This is a genomic window from Kitasatospora sp. cg17-2, from assembly GCF_054031055.1.
In genome coordinates this window covers 93,685-112,610 of the sequence record NZ_JBSSXW010000002.1, presented here as the reverse complement: position 1 = coordinate 112,610, position 18,926 = coordinate 93,685, and the positions used below count along the sequence as shown (strand labels likewise).

Here is an 18,926-nt window from a genome sequence, read left to right as displayed (position 1 = left end):
GGCCGCGAGCTCGCACACCCCCCCCCGGCCGCCCGCCGGCCCACCTCGCCCGCCTCGGCGAGCACCTCGTTCACCACCTGCTGCTCCTGGTCCTCGTTCTCGGCGGCCGGCCCGGCCTGCTGCCGGACACTCACCTTCGTCATGACCGCTGAACCGGCCCCGGCCCGCCGGGGTCACGTGCTGTCGACCCGGACCCATCCCGTCGCCCTTGCGGCGCGCCGGGCCCGGGCGGGCAGGACGGGGCGGCCGCGCCGGCCGGCGCACGGCCCAAGGGCTGGCGGGGTCACCACATGCGGTCCCGCCACTCCTCGGTGGGCAGACAGGTCTCGGTGTAGTCGCCGATCCGCTGCGCCCAGACGGAGTCCACGAGCATCGCCCTGGTGAGGAGCACGTCGTGGGACCGCTGAGTGCTGCTGAACAGTCCGAGCTCCTCCGAGGCGATGTCCCCCAGGTGGTTCTGTTGCAGGTAGACGTCATGGGTGGCCTCGTACGCGGCAAGGTCGGCCTCCAGCTCGGACGGCACCCGGCCCACCAGCGGCAGGCCTTCCAGGAAGACCTGGGGGCCGCGCCGCGCGTCGAGGGCCGCACCCGTCAGGCGCCCGTCGCCGAAGTAGGCGGTGACGGCCGTCCAGGCCGGCCTGTCGTGGGGGAGGTTGAAGGTGCGGCTCACCACGAGCCCGCCGTGCGGCCGGACCCTGTCCCAGCGGTCCGGTACGAGCTCGCCGTCGAGCGCCTGCTGCACCTCCTCGGCCGTCATCCCGAAGCGCAGCGGGCCCACCCGGTGCAGCGGCTCCAGTGTCCACCGGATCCGCTCGTCCGCCGCGACTGCATCCCAGCTCACCTGTCTTGCACCCCTTCTTGCTGCCGACTCCGGACGCCTGCGGTCCGGACCTGCTGGTCTTGCCAGCCCGGAGGGACGGTACGGCAGGACAGTGACAGCGGGTACTGACGAGTGCTTCGCCGCGCTGGTCAAGATCGCCTGCTGGGGGACGGGCCAGGGTACGGGCATCGCGGGAAGTCGGGGGAGACCTCCCCGGGGCGCGCCCCGGCCCGGTGACTCCCACCGGGACCTGCACCGTCCGCGCGCTGGCGGGCGCGCGGTCGGTGATCCGCCGGAGCGCAACCGCCCGCCCGGTGGGCAACCTCCTGCCACCGCAGGCCGGCCGGCAGCGCGCGGACCCGGCGTTCGCCGGTCCCCGCTACGGTGGCCGAGCGGACGCAACCGCCGGACACTGGCTTCGTGCTCCACCACACCCCGACCCGCGCCGAGCGGAACCTGATCGCGGCCGTCCGTACCACCAGCGACCCGGACGAGCGGGCCGCCGCCCGGGTCGTCCTCGCCCAGGGCCGGCTGTTCACCCCCAGTCCCTGGCCCGCCGCCGGTGTGCCCAGGCGCGGAGCACCCACCCGCTGCTTCGCGAACGCCCTTCGCGTCGCCCAGCGGGCGGGCGGCGCGTACGTGGAGGGCTTTGTCCTCGCCTCCGGGAGCCTGCGCCGTCACGCCTGGTGCGCACGGGCGGACGGAGTGGTCCTCGACCCCGCATGGCCGCGGGGCGAAGCGGCACCGGCCTACCTCGGGGTGCCGATGGCCCCGTGGTTCGTGGACGCCTTCCAGCAGCGCACCCTCACCAAGACCAGATTCGTGGGTGTGCTGGACGCCCGGGTGCAGGCCGAGCGGGACGCCGGCCGCATCCACTGCGGCGGTGTCCCTGCTGCCGCCCTCCTCGACCTCGGCACTCCGTTGCCCCTGGCAACCGAATCCTGAGCGTCGGCCGTCGGTGGCCACGGGAGCGGGCCTCGACTCCCTGACCGGTCTGTCCGGCGGCGCGTGCCGCCTCCCGGGCGCGTTCACCCGCTCCCCGGCCCGGCCGGATCCCTCTCGCGCCCGGGCGCCACTGCGCTGGGAGAAGCAGCCCGGGGTCGGCCGGGCCGTCCCGACCCCGTGCGCGGGTGGCGTGTCAGTACCCCGTGCCATGGTGCAGGGCATGATCAACAATCTTGACGATGTCGACTGGTCGTCGATGAGTCACGCCTACGGTTCTGCCGGGGAAGTCCCGCTGTGGCTGGAACGGATGGCCTCCCCCGACCCCGAGGTCCGCGAGAAGGCCTTCTCCAGCTTCTACAGCGCGGCCCACCACCAGGGCGACGTCTACCGCTGCACCACGGCAAGCATTCCGTACTTGTTCGCACTGGCCGACGATCCCCGCACACCGGACCGCGCGGCCGTCCTCGCGCTGCTGCTGAGCATCGGCCGCGCGGCGCTGGACCGCGACCCCGAGGGCATCTACTGCAGCCCGGCCGGCGACATGACGAGGCCGTACGCGGAGACGGTGCCCCGGATGCGCGAGCGCGCCGCCGCCTTCGAGCGCTACGCCGCCGACCCGGACCCGCGGGTGCGCCGGGCCGCCGTCCCGGCGCTGGGCCTGTTCCTCGACGACACCGACCGGGCGTTCGCGCTGCTGCGCGAGCAGCTGGCCGCGGAGAGCGGCACCGCGGAGCGGCTGCTGGTCGTCGAGGCCGCCGCCGAACTGGCCCGGCGGCTGCCGACGGCGCTCGATCCGGTCACGACCTGGCTCACCGACCTGGCCACGGAGCCGTCCCTGGACGCCGACATCCGTCTCGCTGCCCTCGTCCACCGGGCCGCCTCCACACCGGAGACCATCGGCACCGACCTCGTCCCGACCGCCACCGCCCTGCTCCACCAGCTCGCACCCGAACCCGAGGAGGAGCCGGACGCGGAGCCGACCGCCTGCGGACAGTGCGCCGCCTGCACCGCAGCCGCCACCGAACCGGCACCGAACCCGACGGTCCCGCCCCAGCTCGCCGCCGTCTTCGCCGACCTCGACCGTCACGGCCGCACCCACGCCCCCACCACCGAACTCCTCACCACCCTCCACCACGTCCTCGACGACCGGGTCGCCGAACGCACCGCCCTGCTCACCGCCCAACTCACCCACCCCGACCGGGCCACCCGCCACGACGCCATCCCCATGGCCAAGAACCTGATCCACACCTGGCGCGGCGACCACACCCACCTCGTCCACCTGCTCGCCGACCAACTGCGACCCCACGACCCCTACACCACCGCCGAAGCCGCCGAAACCCTCGGCCAACTCCCGCCCACCCTCGCCGAACCCGCCCGCCAGACCCTCGCCACCCTCGTCGAAGCCCACCGAACCACCCACGGACCCACCGTGTGGGCCTCACCGCACCCACTGCTGCGCCGCGCCCACCAGAACGCGGTGACGGCACTGGCCCACCTCGGCGACCAGCGCGCCCTGCCCGACCTGTTGACCGCGCTCGACACCGGCGCCGACGCCTGGCGCGCCATAGCGGCCGCCGGCCACCTCCCCCGGGCCGCGGACGAACTCCTGCCCCGCCTGACCCGGCGCCTGGCCGACGCGGACCTCACCCAGGACTGGACCTGGTCGGAAGCCTGCACCCTGATCGCAGCCCTCCGCCGGCTCAATCACCCGGCAGCCGTGCCCGCACTCGCCGACACCCTCACCACCTGCGTCCGCCAGGACCAACGACGCGGCACCGTAGCGGTCCTCGACCTCCTGGCCGGCTTCGGCACCGACGCCGCCTCAGCTCTGGAGAGCGCCCGGCCCCTCGCCGACGCCGAGGACCCGGAGCTGCGCCTGGCCGCGACCCAACTCCTGTGGGCCGCCGAACACGATCCCGCGGACGCCGTACCGCGCCTGACGGGCCTTCTCGACACCCACAAGCAGAGCGGTGCGGTCGATGCCCTGGGTCGGATCGGGGCACCGGCCGCAGCAGCACTGCCCGCCCTGCGGGCGCTGCTCCAGGACGGGTACGAGTGGACCCGGCTCCACGCCGCCGCCGCGATCCACGAGATCGCCGGCCCCACCGAGTCGCAGACCGTCGTGCCGGTCCTTCTGGAGGTGTGGGAGAAGAACGACGCGACGAGCGGCTCCGTCCTGGAGTGCCTTCTGCGGATGGGCCCCGCCGCCGCACCCGTCCTGCCCCGGATCCGTGAGGAGCTCACCCGGGTGCGCCGCAGCGGCCGCAACATCGGCGGTATCGACGAGGACGAGGCACTCCAGCACACCGCCCGGGCGATCATCGAGCGGCTCGCCTGAGACAGTCCCCGGGGTGCGCCGTGCCCGGCCACCGGCCCGGCCACGACCGGCTGGCGGGCCTGCTGTCAGATCCGGCACCCGGCCTCCCGCTGCGGGCGAGCGGGCGCGAGTACCGGGGGAACGACGCTTGCAGGTGCCGCCTGCGGTTGGTGACGGCCGGCCCGGGGAGGTGGAGCTCCTGTTCCGGCACACCGACCAGGCGGTGATCAACGCGTGGAAGACCCGCTGGCCGGAGGAGTTCGTCCTGATCCGGCAGGCCGAGCCGCAGAAGCGACGGCCGGCCCTGCGCGGGGCTACAGCACGGTGAGAGTGATCACCCACAGGTGCGGTGCGGGCGGGTCGGGCAGGATCACGTAGTGGGCGATCAGGTCGGGCAGGACGATCTGCCGGATGCTGTCGTCGAGGTCGTCTCCGTCGCCGGCCGGCCAGGACCACGGATCGGCCATCGCCCGCTCCAGAGCGTCCTGGAGCTCCTTGACCTGGCCGTCGGTCAGGACGGTGCGCACCAGGGCGGCGGCCTCGGCGGACAGCCGGGCCCGGTAGGGGCGGGCGGTCACCGGAGGAAGAGGTCGTCGAAGTCGACGCCGTCGCCCTCGGGGCGCCCGGCGCGGTTCCAGTCGTGGACGGCGGCGGCGGCCAGCGCGGTGGCGCGGGCGATCCGCTCCTCGCGGGTGCCGCTGGCGGCCAGGTGATCCGCGGTCAGGACCCGGCCGATCAGCGTGTCGACGTCGATGCCCGCACTCGCGGCCCGCTCCCTCAGGTCGCGGACCAGCTCATCGTCCAGCTGGGTCGTCAGCTCTACGGTCATGAGCCGATGGCAGAGGCCACCCGCGTCCGGGCGAAGGGGGCAGGGGAAGCCGCGTTGCCCGCTCGCGCCTTCGAGGCACGCGACGGCCGAGGACCGCTCCACCCGTTGAACGACCGGCCCGGCCGAGTCGCTCCGCGGGCCGTGGGTACGGACGGCGTGTGGACGACAGCATGGAGAATTCCTCCGCCGTGGGGGCCGGGACGGGCGGCGCTGGCACGGTGCTGGTGGTGGTACGCGGAGCGGCGCCGGGAAGTCGAGCACAGCCGCCGGGATCCGCTCCGCCTACGGCCGCGGCCTGGCCGTCGTCGGACAGGACCAGCCGCGCCGTGAGGTGCTGCGCGAGCGGGACGTCGCCGACGGCGCGAATATCGGCCTGATCGGACTGGTCGCCCGGCACGCCCTCGACAGCGGCTTCCACACCGTCTTCGAGGGCATCCTCGACGTCGGCCGGTACGGTGCGATGGTCACCGACCTGGTGGCCCGCCACCGCTCGACGTCGGTTTCGCCGAGACGGTGCGCCGCCACGCGACCCGGCCGCTGTCTGCGGAGGTGAGTGCCGAGCAGATGGCCGGCTGGTACCGGGCCGCTGGTCCTCCTGCCGGGCGGCCTCGAACGCGTCGTCGGTGAGGACAGCACCCTCGACGAAACGGTCATGCGGATCCTGACCGACACCGCGCTCACCCCGCCGAGCTGGACACCGAGCCCCTGAACCCGGTGGTCGGACGAGCCGGCCGGTCGCCTGGTGAGCGGCGTCCAGTCGTTGGGGCTGTGGGCATCGGTGTCGTGGGGGTCGGGGGGAACCGTCCGGTCAGTAGGACGACCAGCGGCGGTGGGCGGCAGGGCGGTCGGTGGTTGTGCCGCGTTCCGATCCGGGGCGGCCTGGCCGAGTCGATGTCGCCGGCCCCGGCTATCCTCCCGGCAGGCCACCGGGTTCGTGGTGGCGACGACGCGGCGTCCCGACGCCCGAACCCGACAAGGAGAACCGGTGCGCGACTGGCTTGCCGAGGTCCTCTCCATGCTCGGCCCGGGCGAACGGCGCTTCGCCGCGGCCGATGCGTGGGCCGCGTTGGAGGCCGAGATCGGTATCGAGTTCCCCAGGGACTACAAGGCGGTCGTCGACGCCTACGCCCCGGTGCAGATCAACGGGCACCTGTCTCTCGCGCATCCGGCCACCGAACGCTGGAACCTCGGGAAGAGGATCCGCGAGACCTCCCGTGCCTGGGCCGAGCTCGACTGGGACCGGGAGCACTGGGTGGATCCGGAGGACAGCATCCGCGTCGTGCTCGGCCTGCAGGAGGTCCGGTTCGGGACGAAGGACGGCCTGATCCCGATCACCGGCACCGACCGCGGCGAGTACATCTTTCTGGCCCCGCTGCCCGACCGTACGGGACACCGGATCTGTGCCGTGGACCACGAAGGATGTTGGAACGAGTACCGGATGAGCTTCTCCGAGTGGCTCTACCGCTATCTGGTCGGCGAGGACATGGTCGGCCCGAACAGCTCCGCCTTCTACCCCGGCCCGGTGCTGCTCCAACCGCTGCCGATGTCACCCGACGACCGCCCCGCGCCGATCCACGGCCCGGAGCGCGGCATGTGACCGACGCGAGCGCTCCGGCCTGACGGGTCCGTGCCTCGGGGAACGCGTCCTTCACCCGCCTGGGAGAAGGACGTGCTGCACTGCCGCAATTCAGTATGGCCCATACAGTATGGTTCGTACTGATGGTGGTGCGCGGGCGCCGCCACAAAGGGAGGCATCGATGTCCCAGTACGGCGCCACCGTGACCAATGTCGTGCAGCAGGTCCTGACGACCATGAACCAACAGCGCCCCGCCGATCCGGTGGAGCGGGTGAAGAGCATCGCCGCGGACATCGCCGCGCTCCGCGCCGCAGAGTTGGGACTTCAGAGCAAGGTGGCCGAGGCCCTCGTCGCTGCAGACCGTGCCGGGCGGGCCGAGGACGGCACAGTCCCCCGCGGGCACCGCGAGAACCTCGTTCGCGCGGCGGAGGGCGGCGTGGCCCGGGCGAAGGTCTTCCAGCTCCTGGGGGAGGCCGACCTGCAGTCCGCAGCCCGGGCCGCACTCAGGCCGGTGTGGCAGAACTCCCAGGGGGACTGGTCCCTCGCGAACATCGGACAGGGTCGCGTTGCCCTGCGCGCGCACGGGGACTACATCGCCGTCTTCAACGAGACACCCGCCCTGATCGCCGCGCTGCGGGAGGCCGGACTGCATGTCAAATGCGACGGCCCCGGAAGGACGATGGCCGAAGACCTGGCGAACCACCTCGACGCAGAAGTCACCTTCGCCTGAAACACCGTTCGCCGAACGGGCACCACAACCGTCGCACACCTCCGCGGCTCTGGCCTCGGGGTGGTCGTAGAGGAAGGCGCGGGAGACGTCTGCGCGGCGGGAGACGGCGGCGACGCCGACCTGTGTCTTCTCACGGCGGCGCCGGGTGGCGGCGGCGCGGACCCGACCGAGTGCCGCCTCGGTGCTGCGGTCGCGGGCGGCCCGGGGCGGCGGCCGTGCGCGGGTCGGGGACGGCCGTGGTCACCCGCATTGCCCCCTGTCGGTGGTGCAGTCGGCTCGGCCCTGCTCGTCACCGCCAGGTCGAGGACGGCTTCGCGCACTGCGGCGGGGATTCCGCCTCGCCGCTGAACGGCGGCCGCCAGGACCGGCGGGTGGGCCTGGCGGCACCGCACCGCAGTTGAGAGCAGACCGCCCTGCCCGCACCGGAAACCGGGGTTTCGCCTCGCAATCGGGGCTGGGGCGAAACCCAGGACGGTCCGTCAGCCCCGGCGGCTACGATCCCGGCATGGACAGCGCCCTGCCGACCACCACCACCGACCAGCCGGCCACCACCGGCAAGGAACCGGCCCCGCAGTGCGCCCGACCCGGCTGCGAAAACCCGGTACTCAAGGCCCCTACCGGCCGGCCACGTACCTACTGCTCCCGCTCCTGCCGCAGCAAGGTCGACCGTGCCAAGGCCAAGGCCCGCCAGCAAGCAGTACAAGCAGCAGCGAGTGCCGCCGCACCCAGCGCACCGGCGGCCGCCGCCGGGGCTGACGACGTCTCGGCCCGCTGGGGAGAGGACGGCCGGCGCCTCCTCGGCGTCGCGGACGCGCTGCACCGCAGGCTGACCCGATTCCTGGAGGAGACCGCCGCCGGCGACCCGGCCGCCGCGTTCGCGGACCTGGCCAAGGTGCTGCCCGTCTACGGCACCCGCGCCTACATGGCCGCGCAGGACATCCGCGACAAGGCCCGCTGGCCGGACCTGGACGAGCACGAGCGCCTCGTCGCCCGCTCGCGCGAGCGGATCGACCACTGGGACAACGACGACCCGGACTTGGACAACGGCACGGACGCGGGGGAGACAAACGCCTCGCGAGGCGAAACCCTGGCCACCTCTTCCCCGGCCGAGCAGCCGCCCCTTCCCGCCCCCGCCCCCGAGTCGGACGCCGGGCTGGTGCCGGCCAGGCGCTTGGCAGCCGAGGCGGCCGAGCAGGCCCGGCTGGCGGCCTGCACCGACCCCGAGGTCCGCTTCGACTTCCCCGACCTCCTGGACGACCTGGAGCCCACCTTCGGCCCCGGCTGGGAACTCGGCTCCTGGCACGCCCCCGGCGCCCAGGACGTCCTCCAGCTGCGCCACGGCAGCACGCCGGTCGGATGGACGGCGCCCCTGCCCGACGGGCCGTGGGGACAGGCCGGCTGGATCGCCCTCCTCCACCAGCCGGGCGGCGCCAGGCTCCTCGTCGACAACCTCTCCCGCCCCAGGATCCACCCCACCCCGGACCTCGCACTCGATGCCATCCTGCGCAACCACCGGACCACCCGGCCGGCTCCCTCCCGCTGACCAGACCTCATCAGGGCGCAGAGCCACCACGGTGGTGCCGGGCAAGAACCTCCGGAGACGTCTGCCGCGCCTCCCATCGCCGGCGGTGTCTACGGGCAGAGCCGATCGGGTCGTGGGAAGAGGTGGGGACTCCTGTCGTCCGGCGTCCCGGGAGGGGTGCTGCCGCCCTGGTGACGGCCCGGCCCTCGCCCGGCACCCAGGGCCGGCCGCCCCGCGCGTAGAGCCCGACGAACTCCGACGAGCAATGGCTCGGCGCGATCGAGGGAATCGACCTCACCCTGACCTTCGTCCGCACCAAGCAAGCTGACGCAGCCCGACTCACCCGCCGAACCCCGGTCAACCTCGGCATCCCAACCACCATGCCCTCAGGCAGGTGAATTTGCCTTCCCCGCCTGCTCCTTGGAGCTCAAGGAGCGGTCGGGGCTGCCTGTCGCGGTGACCGCAATCGCCCCGGAAAGCCTGGCCTAGCTCTCCTCAGCTCGCTCAGGAGCTGGCTGCCCGGCCCGCAGCCGCATCTGCTCGCGCTTCGTTTCCTCAGTCGTCTCCAGCCGACGAGTCTCGGCCTCGATCTCGGCCTTGCGCACCTCAGCACGGGCCGCGATCTTCGCCTTCGCGACCATGCCGGCGGTGGTCGCCGCAGCGGCGAACCCAGCCGCCAAGTCCGTGACCAACCCGCTGTTGTTAGTACCACCAGTGATGATGACGTCGTCATCACCGACGCCTCCAATGGCGCCAGAGGCAGCAATCTCTCCGTCGTCGTGTTCGGGTTCGGCTGACATGACGTCAGCCTATGACTGCGACAAACTGCTGGGGAAGGTAGCTGTCAGAACCCCGGTCATCTCATTTGACTTGGTGCAGAGAAGGCGGTGCAGGTCCAGGTAGCGCTCGGCGGCGGCCGCCAGGGCGGCCCGGCCGCGCTTCGCGGCGGCGGGCAGCGTCATGCCCGGCTTGCCGGCCCGGTAGACGAGGACGGTCGCCCGGTCGTCGGCGGGCAGGGCGGCGGGCAGCGGGTCGAGTCCGTAGGCGGGCAGCCAGTCCTCCGGCTCCTCGCCGGGAAGCAGGGCCCGCAGCTCGCCGGCCGTCCGCACCTGCGGCCCGGCCCGGTCGACGCGGCGCAGCAGGTCGATCGCCGCGTCCCCGGTGTCGCAGGGCAGTGCGCCCGGAAGCCACCCTGCCGTCGCCGCGAGCCGCCGCAGCAGCTCGGCGGCGTCGAACGCCTGGTCAGGGCTCGCGGTGCCCGTCGCGAGGACGAGCAGCCACGGCTGCACGCGGGCGAGCGCCTCCTCGGTGGACAGCTCGGCCGCCGCGACGGGAGTCCGGGTGCCGGTGGCCCAGCGCTCGTGCTCGGTGGGGTCGGTGCCCGACAGCACGAGGAGCTTGGTGGAGACGGTGGAGCGCGCCATGCCCACGGCTTCGGCCAGGTCGCCGTAGGAGCCGAGGCCCTGTTCCTGGTGGACGCGCAGCAGGGCGTCGCGCAGGCCCACGATGCGGGGGATCAGCCGGTTCTGGACGACGGCGAGCAGGGCGCGCAGCTCGGCGCCGTCGTCGCCCGCCGGGTGGACCCCGCGGTCCTGCGGATGCAGGTGCCGCAGCAGTCGCAGGCCGTGCAGGACGGCGTGGGTGAACTCGGCGGCGTCGGCGAGCGCGGCGTCGCCGAGCAGTTCGCCGTCCTCGTGGTCGACGGCGGTCGGGACCCCGGACTCGTGGCGGCCGTCGGGCCGGGGGTCGTCGTGCTCGGTGGTCTGCGGCATCGCGTCACCTCTTCTGTACGGGGCTCCGTACGGACTGTACGGAGTCCCGTGCAGGACGGGGGCGGCTTCGCGGCGCCCCCGTCGTTCACGGGGTGCCCCGGTCCGGGGCGGGCGGGCCGGCCTTGAACCTGGCCCGGCAGTCCGGCGCTCCAGCCGGAAACCGACCCGCTCGTCCGGGGCGGCGGCGACCGACGTCGCTACACCGGCGAGGTGATCGCATCGGGGCCGTGCTCGGCGAGCGCGATCCGCAGGCTGCGCACGTAGGCCAGCCGCTGCTGGAGCAGCGCCTCGGCCGCACCCCGGCGGGCCCGCTGCTCGGCCACGAGCGCGGCCACCAGGCGGCGCCCGCTGATCCGGAACGCCCGGTCGGGGTCGACCGGACTGTGCGGGGCGACTCCGGTGTGCTCGGCGAAGTGCCTGCGGGCCTGGATCTCGGCGAGGTCGCGCAGTGCCCTGGCCGCCGACTCCTCGCGCGGGAGCACCGGGGCGTACCGTCGCGGGCGGTCCCGGCCCGCGGCCAGCATCCGGCTGAACTGGTCGTGCACGTAGCCGACGACGGCCAGGACGTCCTGCCAGCCGACCAGGACGGCGACCGCCAGGTGGTACTCGACGGCCTCGGACAGCGCCGCCCGTGCCGCCTGGTGGCCGGAGCACGGCGGGCAGAGGCCGTCCTGGCCGCCTTCACCCACCCACTCCGCCGCCGCCTGCTCGACGTGCTCAAGGTGGACGGCGCCGCCACCGTCGGCCTGCTCGCCGAGCGCACCGGCCAGGCGGTCGGCAACGTCAGCCACCACCTCAAGGTGCTGGCCGGCGCGGGCCTCGTCGAGGAGGCACCCGATCTGGCCCGGGACCGGCGCGAGCGCTGGTGGCGTCCCACCTCCGCGAGCCTGCGCTGGGCCCGGGCCGACTTCGAGGACGACCCGGTCGCCGAAGCGGTCGCCGACGCCGCCGGTTCACTGCAACTGGAGCGTCAGGCCGCCCTGGTACGCGCCTGGTTCTCCAACCGGCAGGAATACAGCCCCGAATGGCGCGAGAACTGCGCCGTCGCCACCGAGACCTGGCTGCGGCTGACTCCCGAGGAGGCCCAGGAGCTGGCGGCGGACCTGGTGGGGGTCCTGGAGAAGTGGGCCGCACGGCCGGTGCCCGAGGACGGACGGGAACGCGAGTCCGTCTTCGCCTTCGCCCACAGCGTCCCGGCCCGGCCATGACGACCGACCTCACCCGGACCGGCGCCCCCGCGGGCAACTCGCACGAACCGCCCGCCCGCTCGCGGTGGGGTCTGCTCGCGCAACGGGAGTTCCGGCTGCTGTGGGCCGGCGAGAGCATCAGCCGCCTGGGAAGCAGCGTCACCTCCGTCGCGCTCCCGCTCGTCGCCGTGGTCTCGCTCGATGCCGGACCGCTCGCGGTGGGCCTGCTGAACGGCGCCGTCTGGATACCATGGCTGCTGCTCGGCCTCCCCGTCGGCGTCTGGGTCGGCCTCTTACCCCGGCGGCCGGTGATGATCTGCTGCAACCTCGTCTCGGCGACGCTCTTCGCCAGCGTCCCGGTGACCGGGTGGCTGGGCGTGCTGACGACGGCCCAGTTGCTGCTGGTCGCCCTGCTCACCGGCACCGCGGCCGTCTTCTTCAACGCCGCCTACCAGGCGTACCTGCCGGAACTCGTCGACCGGGACGACCTGGTCGAGGGCAACGCCAAACTCCAGGGCAGCGCCTCGGCCGCCCAGGTGGCCGGCCCCGGCGTCGCCGGCCTGACCGTGCAGTGGTGCGGCGCGGCCGCCGGACTGCTCGTCGACGCGGTGACGTTCCTGGTCGCCTCCGCCGCCCTGCTGCTGATCCGCAGCGACAAGGAGCCGGTGCGCACGCCGGTGGCACCCGCCCCGCTGCGCGCACAGGTCCGCGAAGGCCACGCCTTCATCCTGCGCGACCGCTTCCTCCGCTCCTTCCTGCTGTACGCGGCCTCGGCCAACGCCGCACTCACCGGCTACCAGTCGATCGCCGTCCTCTTCCTCCTCCGCGAGGTGGGCGTCACCCCCGACGCGGTCGGGCTCCTCGCCGCTGCCGGAGCGCTCGGCGGAGTCATGGGCGCCGCCGCGGCCCGACCGCTCTGCCGACACCTCGGCACGGCACGCGCCGTTCGGATCGTCCTGCTGGCCGCCACACCCTTCGGCCTGCTGCTCCCGGCAGCCGGCCCCGGACCCCGGGTCGCCCTGTACGCGTCCGGCTCGGTCGTCCTGGTCGGCGGCGTGACGCTCTGCAACATCGTCCTCGGAAGCTTCCGCCAGACCTACACCCCACCCGCTCTGCTCAGCCGGATCGTGGCCACCTCGATGTTCGCCAACCAGGCCACCATCCCACTCGGCGCCGTCGCGGGCGGAGCACTCGGCGCGACGCTCGGGCTCCGAACCACCATGTGGGTCATGACCGGACTACTGGTGCTCTGCAGCGCCCTGCTACTGGCCTCGCCACTGCGCAAGGACCGGGACCTGCCCGCGGAACCGGCGACGGACGACTGGAGCGGGCGATGACAACACCCCCTTCCGAGAATCCGTTGTCGGACGCACGCCCGAGCGATTGCCACCTGGCACGACAGGCGCGAGTGTGTCTTCACGGGCACCGTCACTGCGGACCGATCCTGCTCGATGGCAGAGTGATCGCCTGGCCCGCTGACTGCTACGAGGCCCTGCCCGGGATGCGCGATGCCCACGTCGAGCGCGCCCGCCCCGGCGGGGCCGCCACGGACGTGTGATCCGCCCGCGCGGCGGCGCGCAGATCCCTGGCCCGGACGGGTGCGGACACCACACTGGCTGCGACATCGTCCCGACCCCCGTGGAGAGCACCGAGATGACCGGCGACACCGCCACCGTGCCCGACCTGGCCCGAACCCTGCTGGAGGGCGTCGGCAACGAGGCCACCAACGCCGCCGTCGGCCTGCTGGCCGCTCATCAGGACGGCTTCTGGCTGCGCGAGCTGCTGGAGCCGGACGGCGCCCTGGCAAGTGCCGTGAACCGGGAGGAGGGGCGGCCGTGGGTGGAGTGGGACGCGGTCGGCGCGCTGATCGACCGGGGCCTGCCGCAGTCCTCCAGCGACGTCGCGGTGCTGGCCGTCGCGGCATCGATCGCCGGCCAGCACCGCGTGAACCTCCGCCACGTCTTCCGCTCCGTCGACAACGGCGACGTCAAGGCGGTCGTCACCGCGCTCACCACCGGCTGCATCTTCTGACGGACCGGACCAAGCAGAAGCGCCTCGAACGGGCGAAGCACTCCGCGCCCGAGTGAGCCGACCGGCACCCTCGGCGCTGTACGTCCAACGACTCCGTGGGGGCGGAATCGGTCGGTTCTGCCCCCGGTCGCAGATCCAATCGGCTCGGCCCCGCGACCTTGCCGAACCTGGCCGCCGATCCGATCGAATCCGCTCCACCGTTCCGCCTCCCCAATCCCCCCGCGATCTGATCATCAGGGGCTTACCGCTAGCCACGTCCCAATTGATCCCCGAAACCCATGCACGACCCCGAACCGCTTGGCCAAACACATGAGGGCACCCCCGCTGGGCGACGCCGAAGCAGAAAGGGTTCAGCCGACGAAGTCGGCCGGACCGCACCACCGGACCACCGTCCCGTTGGTGGTCCATCCGGCACCGAACGCGGCCAGGAACACGAGCGCGCCCGGGGCGAGGAGGCCGGCGTCGATCGCCCGGACCGCGGTGATCCCTACCGACGCCGAGATGGTGTTGCCGTAGTCCTGGACGGTGGTGCAGGTCCGTGACACGGGCACGTCCAGGATGTCGAGGACTCCTTCGATCAGCCGAAGATTGGCCTGGTGCAGCAGGACCAGGTCGGCGGCCGCGACGGGCGTCCCGCTGCCTTCCTCCAAACGCCGCAGGAGAGCGGGTACTTCGCGCAGTGCGAAGCGCTTCACCGCCCGCGGGTCCATGGCGAAGCTGTGGATGTCGCTTCCATGGAGGGCCAGGCCCTCGTTGCCGACGGGATCCGTCCGGGACGCACTGAACAGGATGCCAGCACCGTCCCTGCACGGGCGAAGGATCCAGCAGCACGCCCCGTCGCCGAAGATCGCCGTCGGCAGGGCCTCACCCTTGCGGATGTCGTGCGGCCGCATGAGGCTGCTGCTCGCCTCCGACTGCACGACCGCGACAGTTCCCACGCCGGCTTCGACGAGGCGTGCACCCACGTGCAGCAGCCCCACCGCTCCGGCGCAGCCCGCACCGACCACGTCGAGGGGAGCCATGGCCAGTTTCAGGCCGGCGTCGGCGATCAGGCGCACGCCGAGCCCGGGCATGACGGCCTGCGGTGTGCTGGTGGAGGTCACCAGGGCGTCGATCTCCCTGGGGTCGATGCCGGATCGCCGGCAGGCGTCCAGGAGGGCCTGGAGCGCCATGTCCGTGACCGGCTCGCCGGTCACGGAGTGACGGCGCTGCTCGATGCCCGTTTTTTCCCGGATCCAGGTGTCGCTCAGTCCGGTCGGCTTTTCCAGATCGCTGTTCGGCACAACCTTGTCGGGCACGTGGGCACCGACGCCGAGGATCCCGACGTTCATCGCGTTTGCACTCCAGTCGTTGGTGGTTCGGGTGACCCGCGGTGCCCAGCGGGCGGGGCCGCGACGGGGCCGGACCGAGAGCCCGGGCGCCGTCGGGCCGCGGACGGGGCCGATGGCGCGGGCTGGGGTCCTCGCGTGCTGTGCGCGGCTCCGGCAGTCCGGCCGGACGTCCGCTCCGTCCGGTTACGACCGGGGGTGTCCGTCGGAGGTGAGGAGGACGACGCTCTCCTGCTCGCTGGCGTCGGTGCGTGCGAGGACGGCGCGCACCGGTTCGGTGGAACTGAGGTTGACGGCCTGGTGGGCCATGCCCGCGGGTATGTACACGAAGTCGCCTGCCTCCGCCACGGCCTGGTGGGCGAGGTCCGGGCCGTATCGGGTGACAACGGTACCCGCAAGGACGAACAGGGCGCTCTCGTGGTCCTGGTGGAGGTGGACCTCACCGCGTGCGCCCGGTGGGATCGTGACGAGGTGCATGCACAGGCGACGGGCACCGACGGACTCCGCGGAGATTCCGGCGACGATGTCGGCGCGCTGCCTGCCCTCGTAGCGTTCGCCTGCGGTCACCACCCGCACGTGGTGCGGGGTTTGCATACTGGTGGGCTTAGCGGCCATGGCATGTCCCTCGCTGGCGTCGGACGGTGGGGCGATCTGTTCCGGCTGTCGGTCGGAGGCTAGGGGTCGCGGGTGGGCCGCTCCACGGGGCCTGCGGTGGCGGCCCGCGAAGAGACCGTCAGGCGGGAAACCCCGTCCCGAGATCCCGAACCACGGGATCACCCCGGCCCTGCGGCAGTGGGCAGCAGTCGACACGGCCGTCGTGGACGGCAAGCCCGATCGCGGGCTCATGCCCGCTCACGCCGGTGTCCGGTCGGCGGGGCCAGCACCCGGTGCTGCGGATGAACATCCGCACCGGTGCGACGGGCTCACCGATGTCGGTCTGACCCTGGCCCCGTCGGCCGGCCGGACGGGTGCGGCGGTGGCGCCCCTGCCGGGCGGGCCGGTCTGGGGCTGGGACGGTCGCACCGGCCTGGCGGTGGGCATCTACCTCGACGGCGGGTGGGACCTGATGGTCAACCAGCCGCAGAGCAGGCTGCCCTCCGTGCATCCCCAGCTACCGAGGCTGGCGCGCGGGAGGTCGCGGAGATCGTCCGCGGCATCCTCGGTGGAGATCGCCCGGATCCGTTCCGAAGCCGCTGAGTAGCGACTTCCGTACTCTCCGCCCCTGGTTGCAGTAAGTAGTGCACGATAGTGGCCATGGCGCGTACGAAAATCCGACCCCTGGGACACTGCTCACGCTGCACCCGGGCCTGCTGGAAGGACTCCGACGACTACCTGCGCTGGAACGCCACGATGAGCCGGGGCGTGCTGGTCGGCCTGATCTGCCCGGGGTGCCAGACGGCAGAGGAACACGTCGAGGCGGAGGTGAAGGAGGCCACGCTCGACTACGAGGGCGCGGTGGAGGACGCGACCGGCCGGCTGGTCGTTGCCCCGCTTCCTGAGAGCGACCAGGGCTGAACCCGGGGCGCCAGCGGTTCTCGCCGGCGCCCCCGGTCGGCGAACGGTAGCCCTCCAGGGGCAGCTTCTTCAGCCGCGCCGCACTGGCCACTCGCATTCGCGCGATGGCGTTCTACAGGTGCCTGGGATGTTGTGTCCTGCCTTGCGGTTCGCTCGTTCGAGCGAACCTTCGCCCGCTGGTTCAGGTTCACGGTAGGATTCCGCACTGTGGAGCGGGTGCGGCGCCCAGGTCTGCATGTCAAGTCCACTTGAGGGCGGCCCCGTTCGACGTCGATGGTCCGTACGCTCGTCGCCATGACTGCTGGCACATCATCGACAAATCTCTCTGCACGCCCTTCGGCGCGTGGAGGCCGAGAAGGAGCACTGAAGCCGTGCGGCCTTGAGGCCCTGGTGGCCAGAGGCCAGCGACGGCGAACAGCCACAGATGCGGGGTAGTGGGCACGATGGCGTAGTGGGCGATCGCCGTGGTGGTGGTCACGATCCGTACGGTGTCGTCCATGTCGTAGCGGTCGGCCTGCGGCCAGGCGAACGGGTCGGTCTGGGCGCGGAGCAGGGCGATTCGCAGTTCGTTGCGGGCGTCGGCGGGCAAGTCGCGGATCGCGTCGGCGACCGGCTTGGCGACACGCAGGACGTACGGGTGGGTCACGGGCCGAAGACCTCGTCCAGGGTGAGCCCGTCGTCCACCGGCCGGCCTGCGGCCACCCACTGCTGGTGTGTCGCGGCGGCGAGCCGGTGTGCCCGCTCGACGACATCACCGTGCCGGTCCGCCTTGATCAGGTCGGCGAGGTAGGCGGCGGGGGTGAGCCCGGCCTTCGCGGCGGTGGCCTCCACCCAGTCGGCGAGGTCGGCGTCCAGGACTACGGGGTCGAGCGGACGCAACGTCATGACGACCGTCTACCGACGCGGCGGGCGGCTGGACAGGGGCCGCGTCGGGCCCGAGCCCCATCCTGCTTGCCGCTGCCACCAGGTGGCATTTTATGAAGTCGCAGGTCAGGCGATTGTGCGCCTACAAAGTCTATAGGGTTTCCTATAGGCTTTCGACCACACCAGCCCAACAGGTCGCCTGACATTTCCGTACGCCTTTTGACGGGCCATCAGGGGTCCTTTAGAATCGGCACTGCTGCGATCCCGGATCTCCGGACCTTCCCCCAGGATCTCGGGCCATGATGGCCCGAGGGGCGGACACTCATCGTGCCCGTCTGCCGTACCCATCTATGGGAGGTGGCAGTGTCCCTGCCGATCGATCCGAACGTCCCGCCGGCCGACACCAAGGCGGCGGAGCCGGATGAGCAGCAAGGACGCCGCTTGGAGCAGTTGCGGGACATGGTCATTGAAGGGCTGCGGGTAGTGGTGGAGATTCTTCGCCTGATCCCGTAGGCCGTGCGACCCGAGGTGCAAACTCGGGCCGCACGTTGGTGATGACCGGTTCCCGCGTTCCGCGGTGCACCTCGGCCGTCCGGGAATCAATCCTTGTCACGGGACCCGGACGGTCGCACCATTTCTTCCGGAAGAACCGGAAGCTTTTTCAGCGCAACAGTCTCACCGAATTATCCACCTTCCGCCCAATTAATTGGAGGAAGAGAATTTTGCCGACATTCGGGAACTTTGTTCCTGATTGTCTTTCTAGTCCGAAAGTTCTCGATTGTCTTCTTGAGCTTTCGTTGATATGAGTCTAGCGGGCAATTCGTCGATGGCCAACTGAGCATCTACTGATCTTCGGAGATCGGCAGATGCTTAACAGTTCGATGTTGTAGTCACTTCCGATCGTGTCGACGGACTTCGTGGGGAGTTGCCGCACCCCACAGCGTGCGGGCGACCCGGTCGGTACCGTGGTCGCGGCGAGGTCTGCTGGTGCAGTCCCAGCCCGGCCGGGGCGGGCGGTGGGCAAGGACGGTCCAGCCCGCCGCGCGCAGGCTCGCACCGGTCTCCTCGGCTTGGGTGTAGGTGACGAGCCGGGTGCAGCCGAGGACTTTGGCTCCACGCCAACTTGCGCCGCACAGAGCGCTGTTGGCGTTTCGAGTGCCGTCGGTGGCGGTGCGGGTGACCTCCAGGATCTGGCCGTTGTCGAGGTGCCGGGCGACAGGCCGACCGACGATGGCGACCGCGCGCAGGACACCGTGCTGGTCGGCGGCGCCAACGGCGAAGACCATGCCGGGCGGCGGCCGGTGGTGACGGTGCCAGGTGGCGACGAAGGCGCGGGCGTCCTTGAAGCGGATCGGCACGAGGTGCAGGCGAGGGTCGGAGTCGGTCACCGCGGCACGATGCCCGGCGGCCGCCGCCAGTGTCGCGGCGGTGAAGGTGGCCTTCAGCAGGGCGACTTGAGCCGGGACCTTCCTCCTCCCTTCGAGTGCATC

Annotated in this window: 24 protein-coding genes; 13 read left to right on the top strand and 11 right to left on the bottom strand. The window is 72.2% G+C overall.

Features of this window, described 5'->3' with window-relative positions:
- Positions 1 to 283: 283 nt before the first annotated feature.
- A complete protein-coding gene (locus ACW14Y_RS41260) occupies positions 284 to 841 on the bottom strand; it encodes a hypothetical protein (protein WP_456988595.1) in 558 nt (185 codons plus the stop codon).
- Between the two features lie 399 nt (positions 842 to 1,240).
- Between ACW14Y_RS41260 and ACW14Y_RS41255 the strand changes: the two genes are divergently transcribed.
- The 3 genes from ACW14Y_RS41255 (at position 1,241) to ACW14Y_RS41245 (ending at position 4,410) form a co-directional block, all read left to right on the top strand.
- Positions 1,241 to 1,765: a hypothetical protein gene (locus tag ACW14Y_RS41255; RefSeq protein ID WP_456988593.1), complete on the top strand. Its 525-nt coding sequence runs from the start codon at positions 1,241 to 1,243 to the stop codon at positions 1,763 to 1,765.
- A gap of 220 nt (positions 1,766 to 1,985) precedes the next feature.
- Positions 1,986 to 4,103: a HEAT repeat domain-containing protein gene (locus tag ACW14Y_RS41250; protein ID WP_456988591.1), complete on the top strand. Its 2,118-nt coding sequence runs from the start codon at positions 1,986 to 1,988 to the stop codon at positions 4,101 to 4,103.
- 169 nt (positions 4,104 to 4,272) lie between these two features.
- Positions 4,273 to 4,410 carry a hypothetical protein gene (locus tag ACW14Y_RS41245; RefSeq protein WP_456988589.1) on the top strand — a complete coding sequence of 46 codons (138 nt, stop codon included), beginning with the start codon at positions 4,273 to 4,275 and terminating at the stop codon, positions 4,408 to 4,410.
- On the opposite strand, the gene ACW14Y_RS41240 is transcribed toward ACW14Y_RS41245, so the two are convergent.
- Entirely contained in the window at positions 4,397 to 4,660 is a 264-nt protein-coding gene (locus ACW14Y_RS41240; protein ID WP_340633552.1) for a hypothetical protein, read from the bottom strand. The two genes, ACW14Y_RS41245 and ACW14Y_RS41240, sit on opposite strands and share 14 nt — an antisense overlap.
- Entirely contained in the window at positions 4,657 to 4,911 is a 255-nt protein-coding gene (locus tag ACW14Y_RS41235; RefSeq protein ID WP_456988587.1) for a hypothetical protein, read from the bottom strand. Before ACW14Y_RS41235 ends, ACW14Y_RS41240 begins: the two co-directional genes overlap by 4 nt.
- 331 nt (positions 4,912 to 5,242) lie before the next feature.
- Between ACW14Y_RS41235 and ACW14Y_RS41230 the strand changes: the two genes are divergently transcribed.
- The 5 genes from ACW14Y_RS41230 (at position 5,243) to ACW14Y_RS41210 (ending at position 8,760) form a co-directional block, all read left to right on the top strand.
- On the top strand, positions 5,243 to 5,464 hold the full coding sequence (locus ACW14Y_RS41230) for a hypothetical protein (RefSeq protein WP_456988585.1): 222 nt from the start codon (positions 5,243 to 5,245) through the stop codon (positions 5,462 to 5,464).
- Positions 5,465 to 5,620 carry a hypothetical protein gene (locus tag ACW14Y_RS41225; RefSeq protein ID WP_456988583.1) on the top strand — a complete coding sequence of 52 codons (156 nt, stop codon included), beginning with the start codon at positions 5,465 to 5,467 and terminating at the stop codon, positions 5,618 to 5,620. It abuts the gene before it with no gap.
- Between the two features lie 276 nt (positions 5,621 to 5,896).
- The gene (locus tag ACW14Y_RS41220; RefSeq protein ID WP_456988581.1) at positions 5,897 to 6,508 is read left to right on the top strand and encodes an SMI1/KNR4 family protein; all 612 of its coding nucleotides are present in this window, start codon (positions 5,897 to 5,899) and stop codon (positions 6,506 to 6,508) included.
- A gap of 160 nt (positions 6,509 to 6,668) precedes the next feature.
- A complete protein-coding gene (locus ACW14Y_RS41215; protein ID WP_456988579.1) occupies positions 6,669 to 7,217 on the top strand; it encodes a hypothetical protein in 549 nt (182 codons plus the stop codon).
- A 505-nt stretch (positions 7,218 to 7,722) separates the two neighbouring features.
- Positions 7,723 to 8,760, top strand: coding sequence for a hypothetical protein (locus ACW14Y_RS41210; protein WP_456988577.1), 1,038 nt, complete (start codon positions 7,723 to 7,725; stop codon positions 8,758 to 8,760).
- Positions 8,761 to 9,224: 464 nt separating this feature from the next.
- On the opposite strand, the gene ACW14Y_RS41205 is transcribed toward ACW14Y_RS41210, so the two are convergent.
- The 3 genes from ACW14Y_RS41205 to ACW14Y_RS41195 form a co-directional block, all read right to left on the bottom strand.
- Positions 9,225 to 9,539: a hypothetical protein gene (locus ACW14Y_RS41205; RefSeq protein WP_456988575.1), complete on the bottom strand. Its 315-nt coding sequence runs from the start codon at positions 9,537 to 9,539 to the stop codon at positions 9,225 to 9,227.
- A 9-nt stretch (positions 9,540 to 9,548) separates the two neighbouring features.
- Positions 9,549 to 10,511 carry a hypothetical protein gene (locus ACW14Y_RS41200; protein WP_456988573.1) on the bottom strand — a complete coding sequence of 321 codons (963 nt, stop codon included), beginning with the start codon at positions 10,509 to 10,511 and terminating at the stop codon, positions 9,549 to 9,551.
- A 197-nt stretch (positions 10,512 to 10,708) separates the two neighbouring features.
- Positions 10,709 to 11,200, bottom strand: a complete 492-nt coding sequence (locus tag ACW14Y_RS41195; protein ID WP_456988786.1) for a hypothetical protein — start codon at positions 11,198 to 11,200, stop codon at positions 10,709 to 10,711.
- Here ACW14Y_RS41195 and ACW14Y_RS41190 point away from each other — a divergent pair.
- From ACW14Y_RS41190 to ACW14Y_RS41180, 3 genes are all read left to right on the top strand, one after another.
- Complete coding sequence (locus ACW14Y_RS41190; RefSeq protein WP_456988769.1) at positions 11,111 to 11,719, top strand: ArsR/SmtB family transcription factor; 609 nt, start codon at positions 11,111 to 11,113, stop codon at positions 11,717 to 11,719. The two genes, ACW14Y_RS41195 and ACW14Y_RS41190, sit on opposite strands and share 90 nt — an antisense overlap.
- Positions 11,716 to 13,035 (top strand): MFS transporter, encoded by a 1,320-nt coding sequence (locus ACW14Y_RS41185; protein ID WP_456988571.1) that lies wholly within the window; start codon positions 11,716 to 11,718, stop codon positions 13,033 to 13,035. Before ACW14Y_RS41190 ends, ACW14Y_RS41185 begins: the two co-directional genes overlap by 4 nt.
- Before the next feature lie 301 nt (positions 13,036 to 13,336).
- The gene (locus ACW14Y_RS41180; RefSeq protein ID WP_380300860.1) at positions 13,337 to 13,729 is read left to right on the top strand and encodes a hypothetical protein; all 393 of its coding nucleotides are present in this window, start codon (positions 13,337 to 13,339) and stop codon (positions 13,727 to 13,729) included.
- Positions 13,730 to 14,079: 350 nt separating this feature from the next.
- Here the strand turns inward: ACW14Y_RS41180 and ACW14Y_RS41175 are convergent, their stop codons facing one another.
- Both ACW14Y_RS41175 and ACW14Y_RS41170 read right to left on the bottom strand, forming a co-directional pair.
- Positions 14,080 to 15,060: a 3-oxoacyl-ACP synthase III family protein gene (locus ACW14Y_RS41175; RefSeq protein WP_380300858.1), complete on the bottom strand. Its 981-nt coding sequence runs from the start codon at positions 15,058 to 15,060 to the stop codon at positions 14,080 to 14,082.
- A 183-nt stretch (positions 15,061 to 15,243) separates the two neighbouring features.
- Positions 15,244 to 15,651 (bottom strand): cupin domain-containing protein, encoded by a 408-nt coding sequence (locus ACW14Y_RS41170; RefSeq protein ID WP_456988568.1) that lies wholly within the window; start codon positions 15,649 to 15,651, stop codon positions 15,244 to 15,246.
- Between the two features lie 660 nt (positions 15,652 to 16,311).
- Here ACW14Y_RS41170 and ACW14Y_RS41165 point away from each other — a divergent pair.
- The gene (locus tag ACW14Y_RS41165) at positions 16,312 to 16,572 is read left to right on the top strand and encodes a hypothetical protein (RefSeq protein ID WP_380300854.1); all 261 of its coding nucleotides are present in this window, start codon (positions 16,312 to 16,314) and stop codon (positions 16,570 to 16,572) included.
- Between the two features lie 238 nt (positions 16,573 to 16,810).
- Here the strand turns inward: ACW14Y_RS41165 and ACW14Y_RS41160 are convergent, their stop codons facing one another.
- Together ACW14Y_RS41160 and ACW14Y_RS41155 are read right to left on the bottom strand one after the other, a co-directional pair.
- The gene (locus ACW14Y_RS41160; RefSeq protein WP_380300852.1) at positions 16,811 to 17,218 is read right to left on the bottom strand and encodes a hypothetical protein; all 408 of its coding nucleotides are present in this window, start codon (positions 17,216 to 17,218) and stop codon (positions 16,811 to 16,813) included.
- Positions 17,215 to 17,457 carry a hypothetical protein gene (locus ACW14Y_RS41155; RefSeq protein WP_380300850.1) on the bottom strand — a complete coding sequence of 81 codons (243 nt, stop codon included), beginning with the start codon at positions 17,455 to 17,457 and terminating at the stop codon, positions 17,215 to 17,217. Before ACW14Y_RS41155 ends, ACW14Y_RS41160 begins: the two co-directional genes overlap by 4 nt.
- Positions 17,458 to 17,799: 342 nt before the next feature.
- Between ACW14Y_RS41155 and ACW14Y_RS41150 the strand changes: the two genes are divergently transcribed.
- Complete coding sequence (locus tag ACW14Y_RS41150; RefSeq protein ID WP_380300848.1) at positions 17,800 to 17,949, top strand: hypothetical protein; 150 nt, start codon at positions 17,800 to 17,802, stop codon at positions 17,947 to 17,949.
- Positions 17,950 to 18,326: 377 nt separating this feature from the next.
- On the opposite strand, the gene ACW14Y_RS41145 is transcribed toward ACW14Y_RS41150, so the two are convergent.
- Positions 18,327 to 18,824, bottom strand: coding sequence for an XF1762 family protein (locus tag ACW14Y_RS41145; RefSeq protein ID WP_380300846.1), 498 nt, complete (start codon positions 18,822 to 18,824; stop codon positions 18,327 to 18,329).
- Between the last annotated feature and the right edge of the window lie 102 nt (positions 18,825 to 18,926).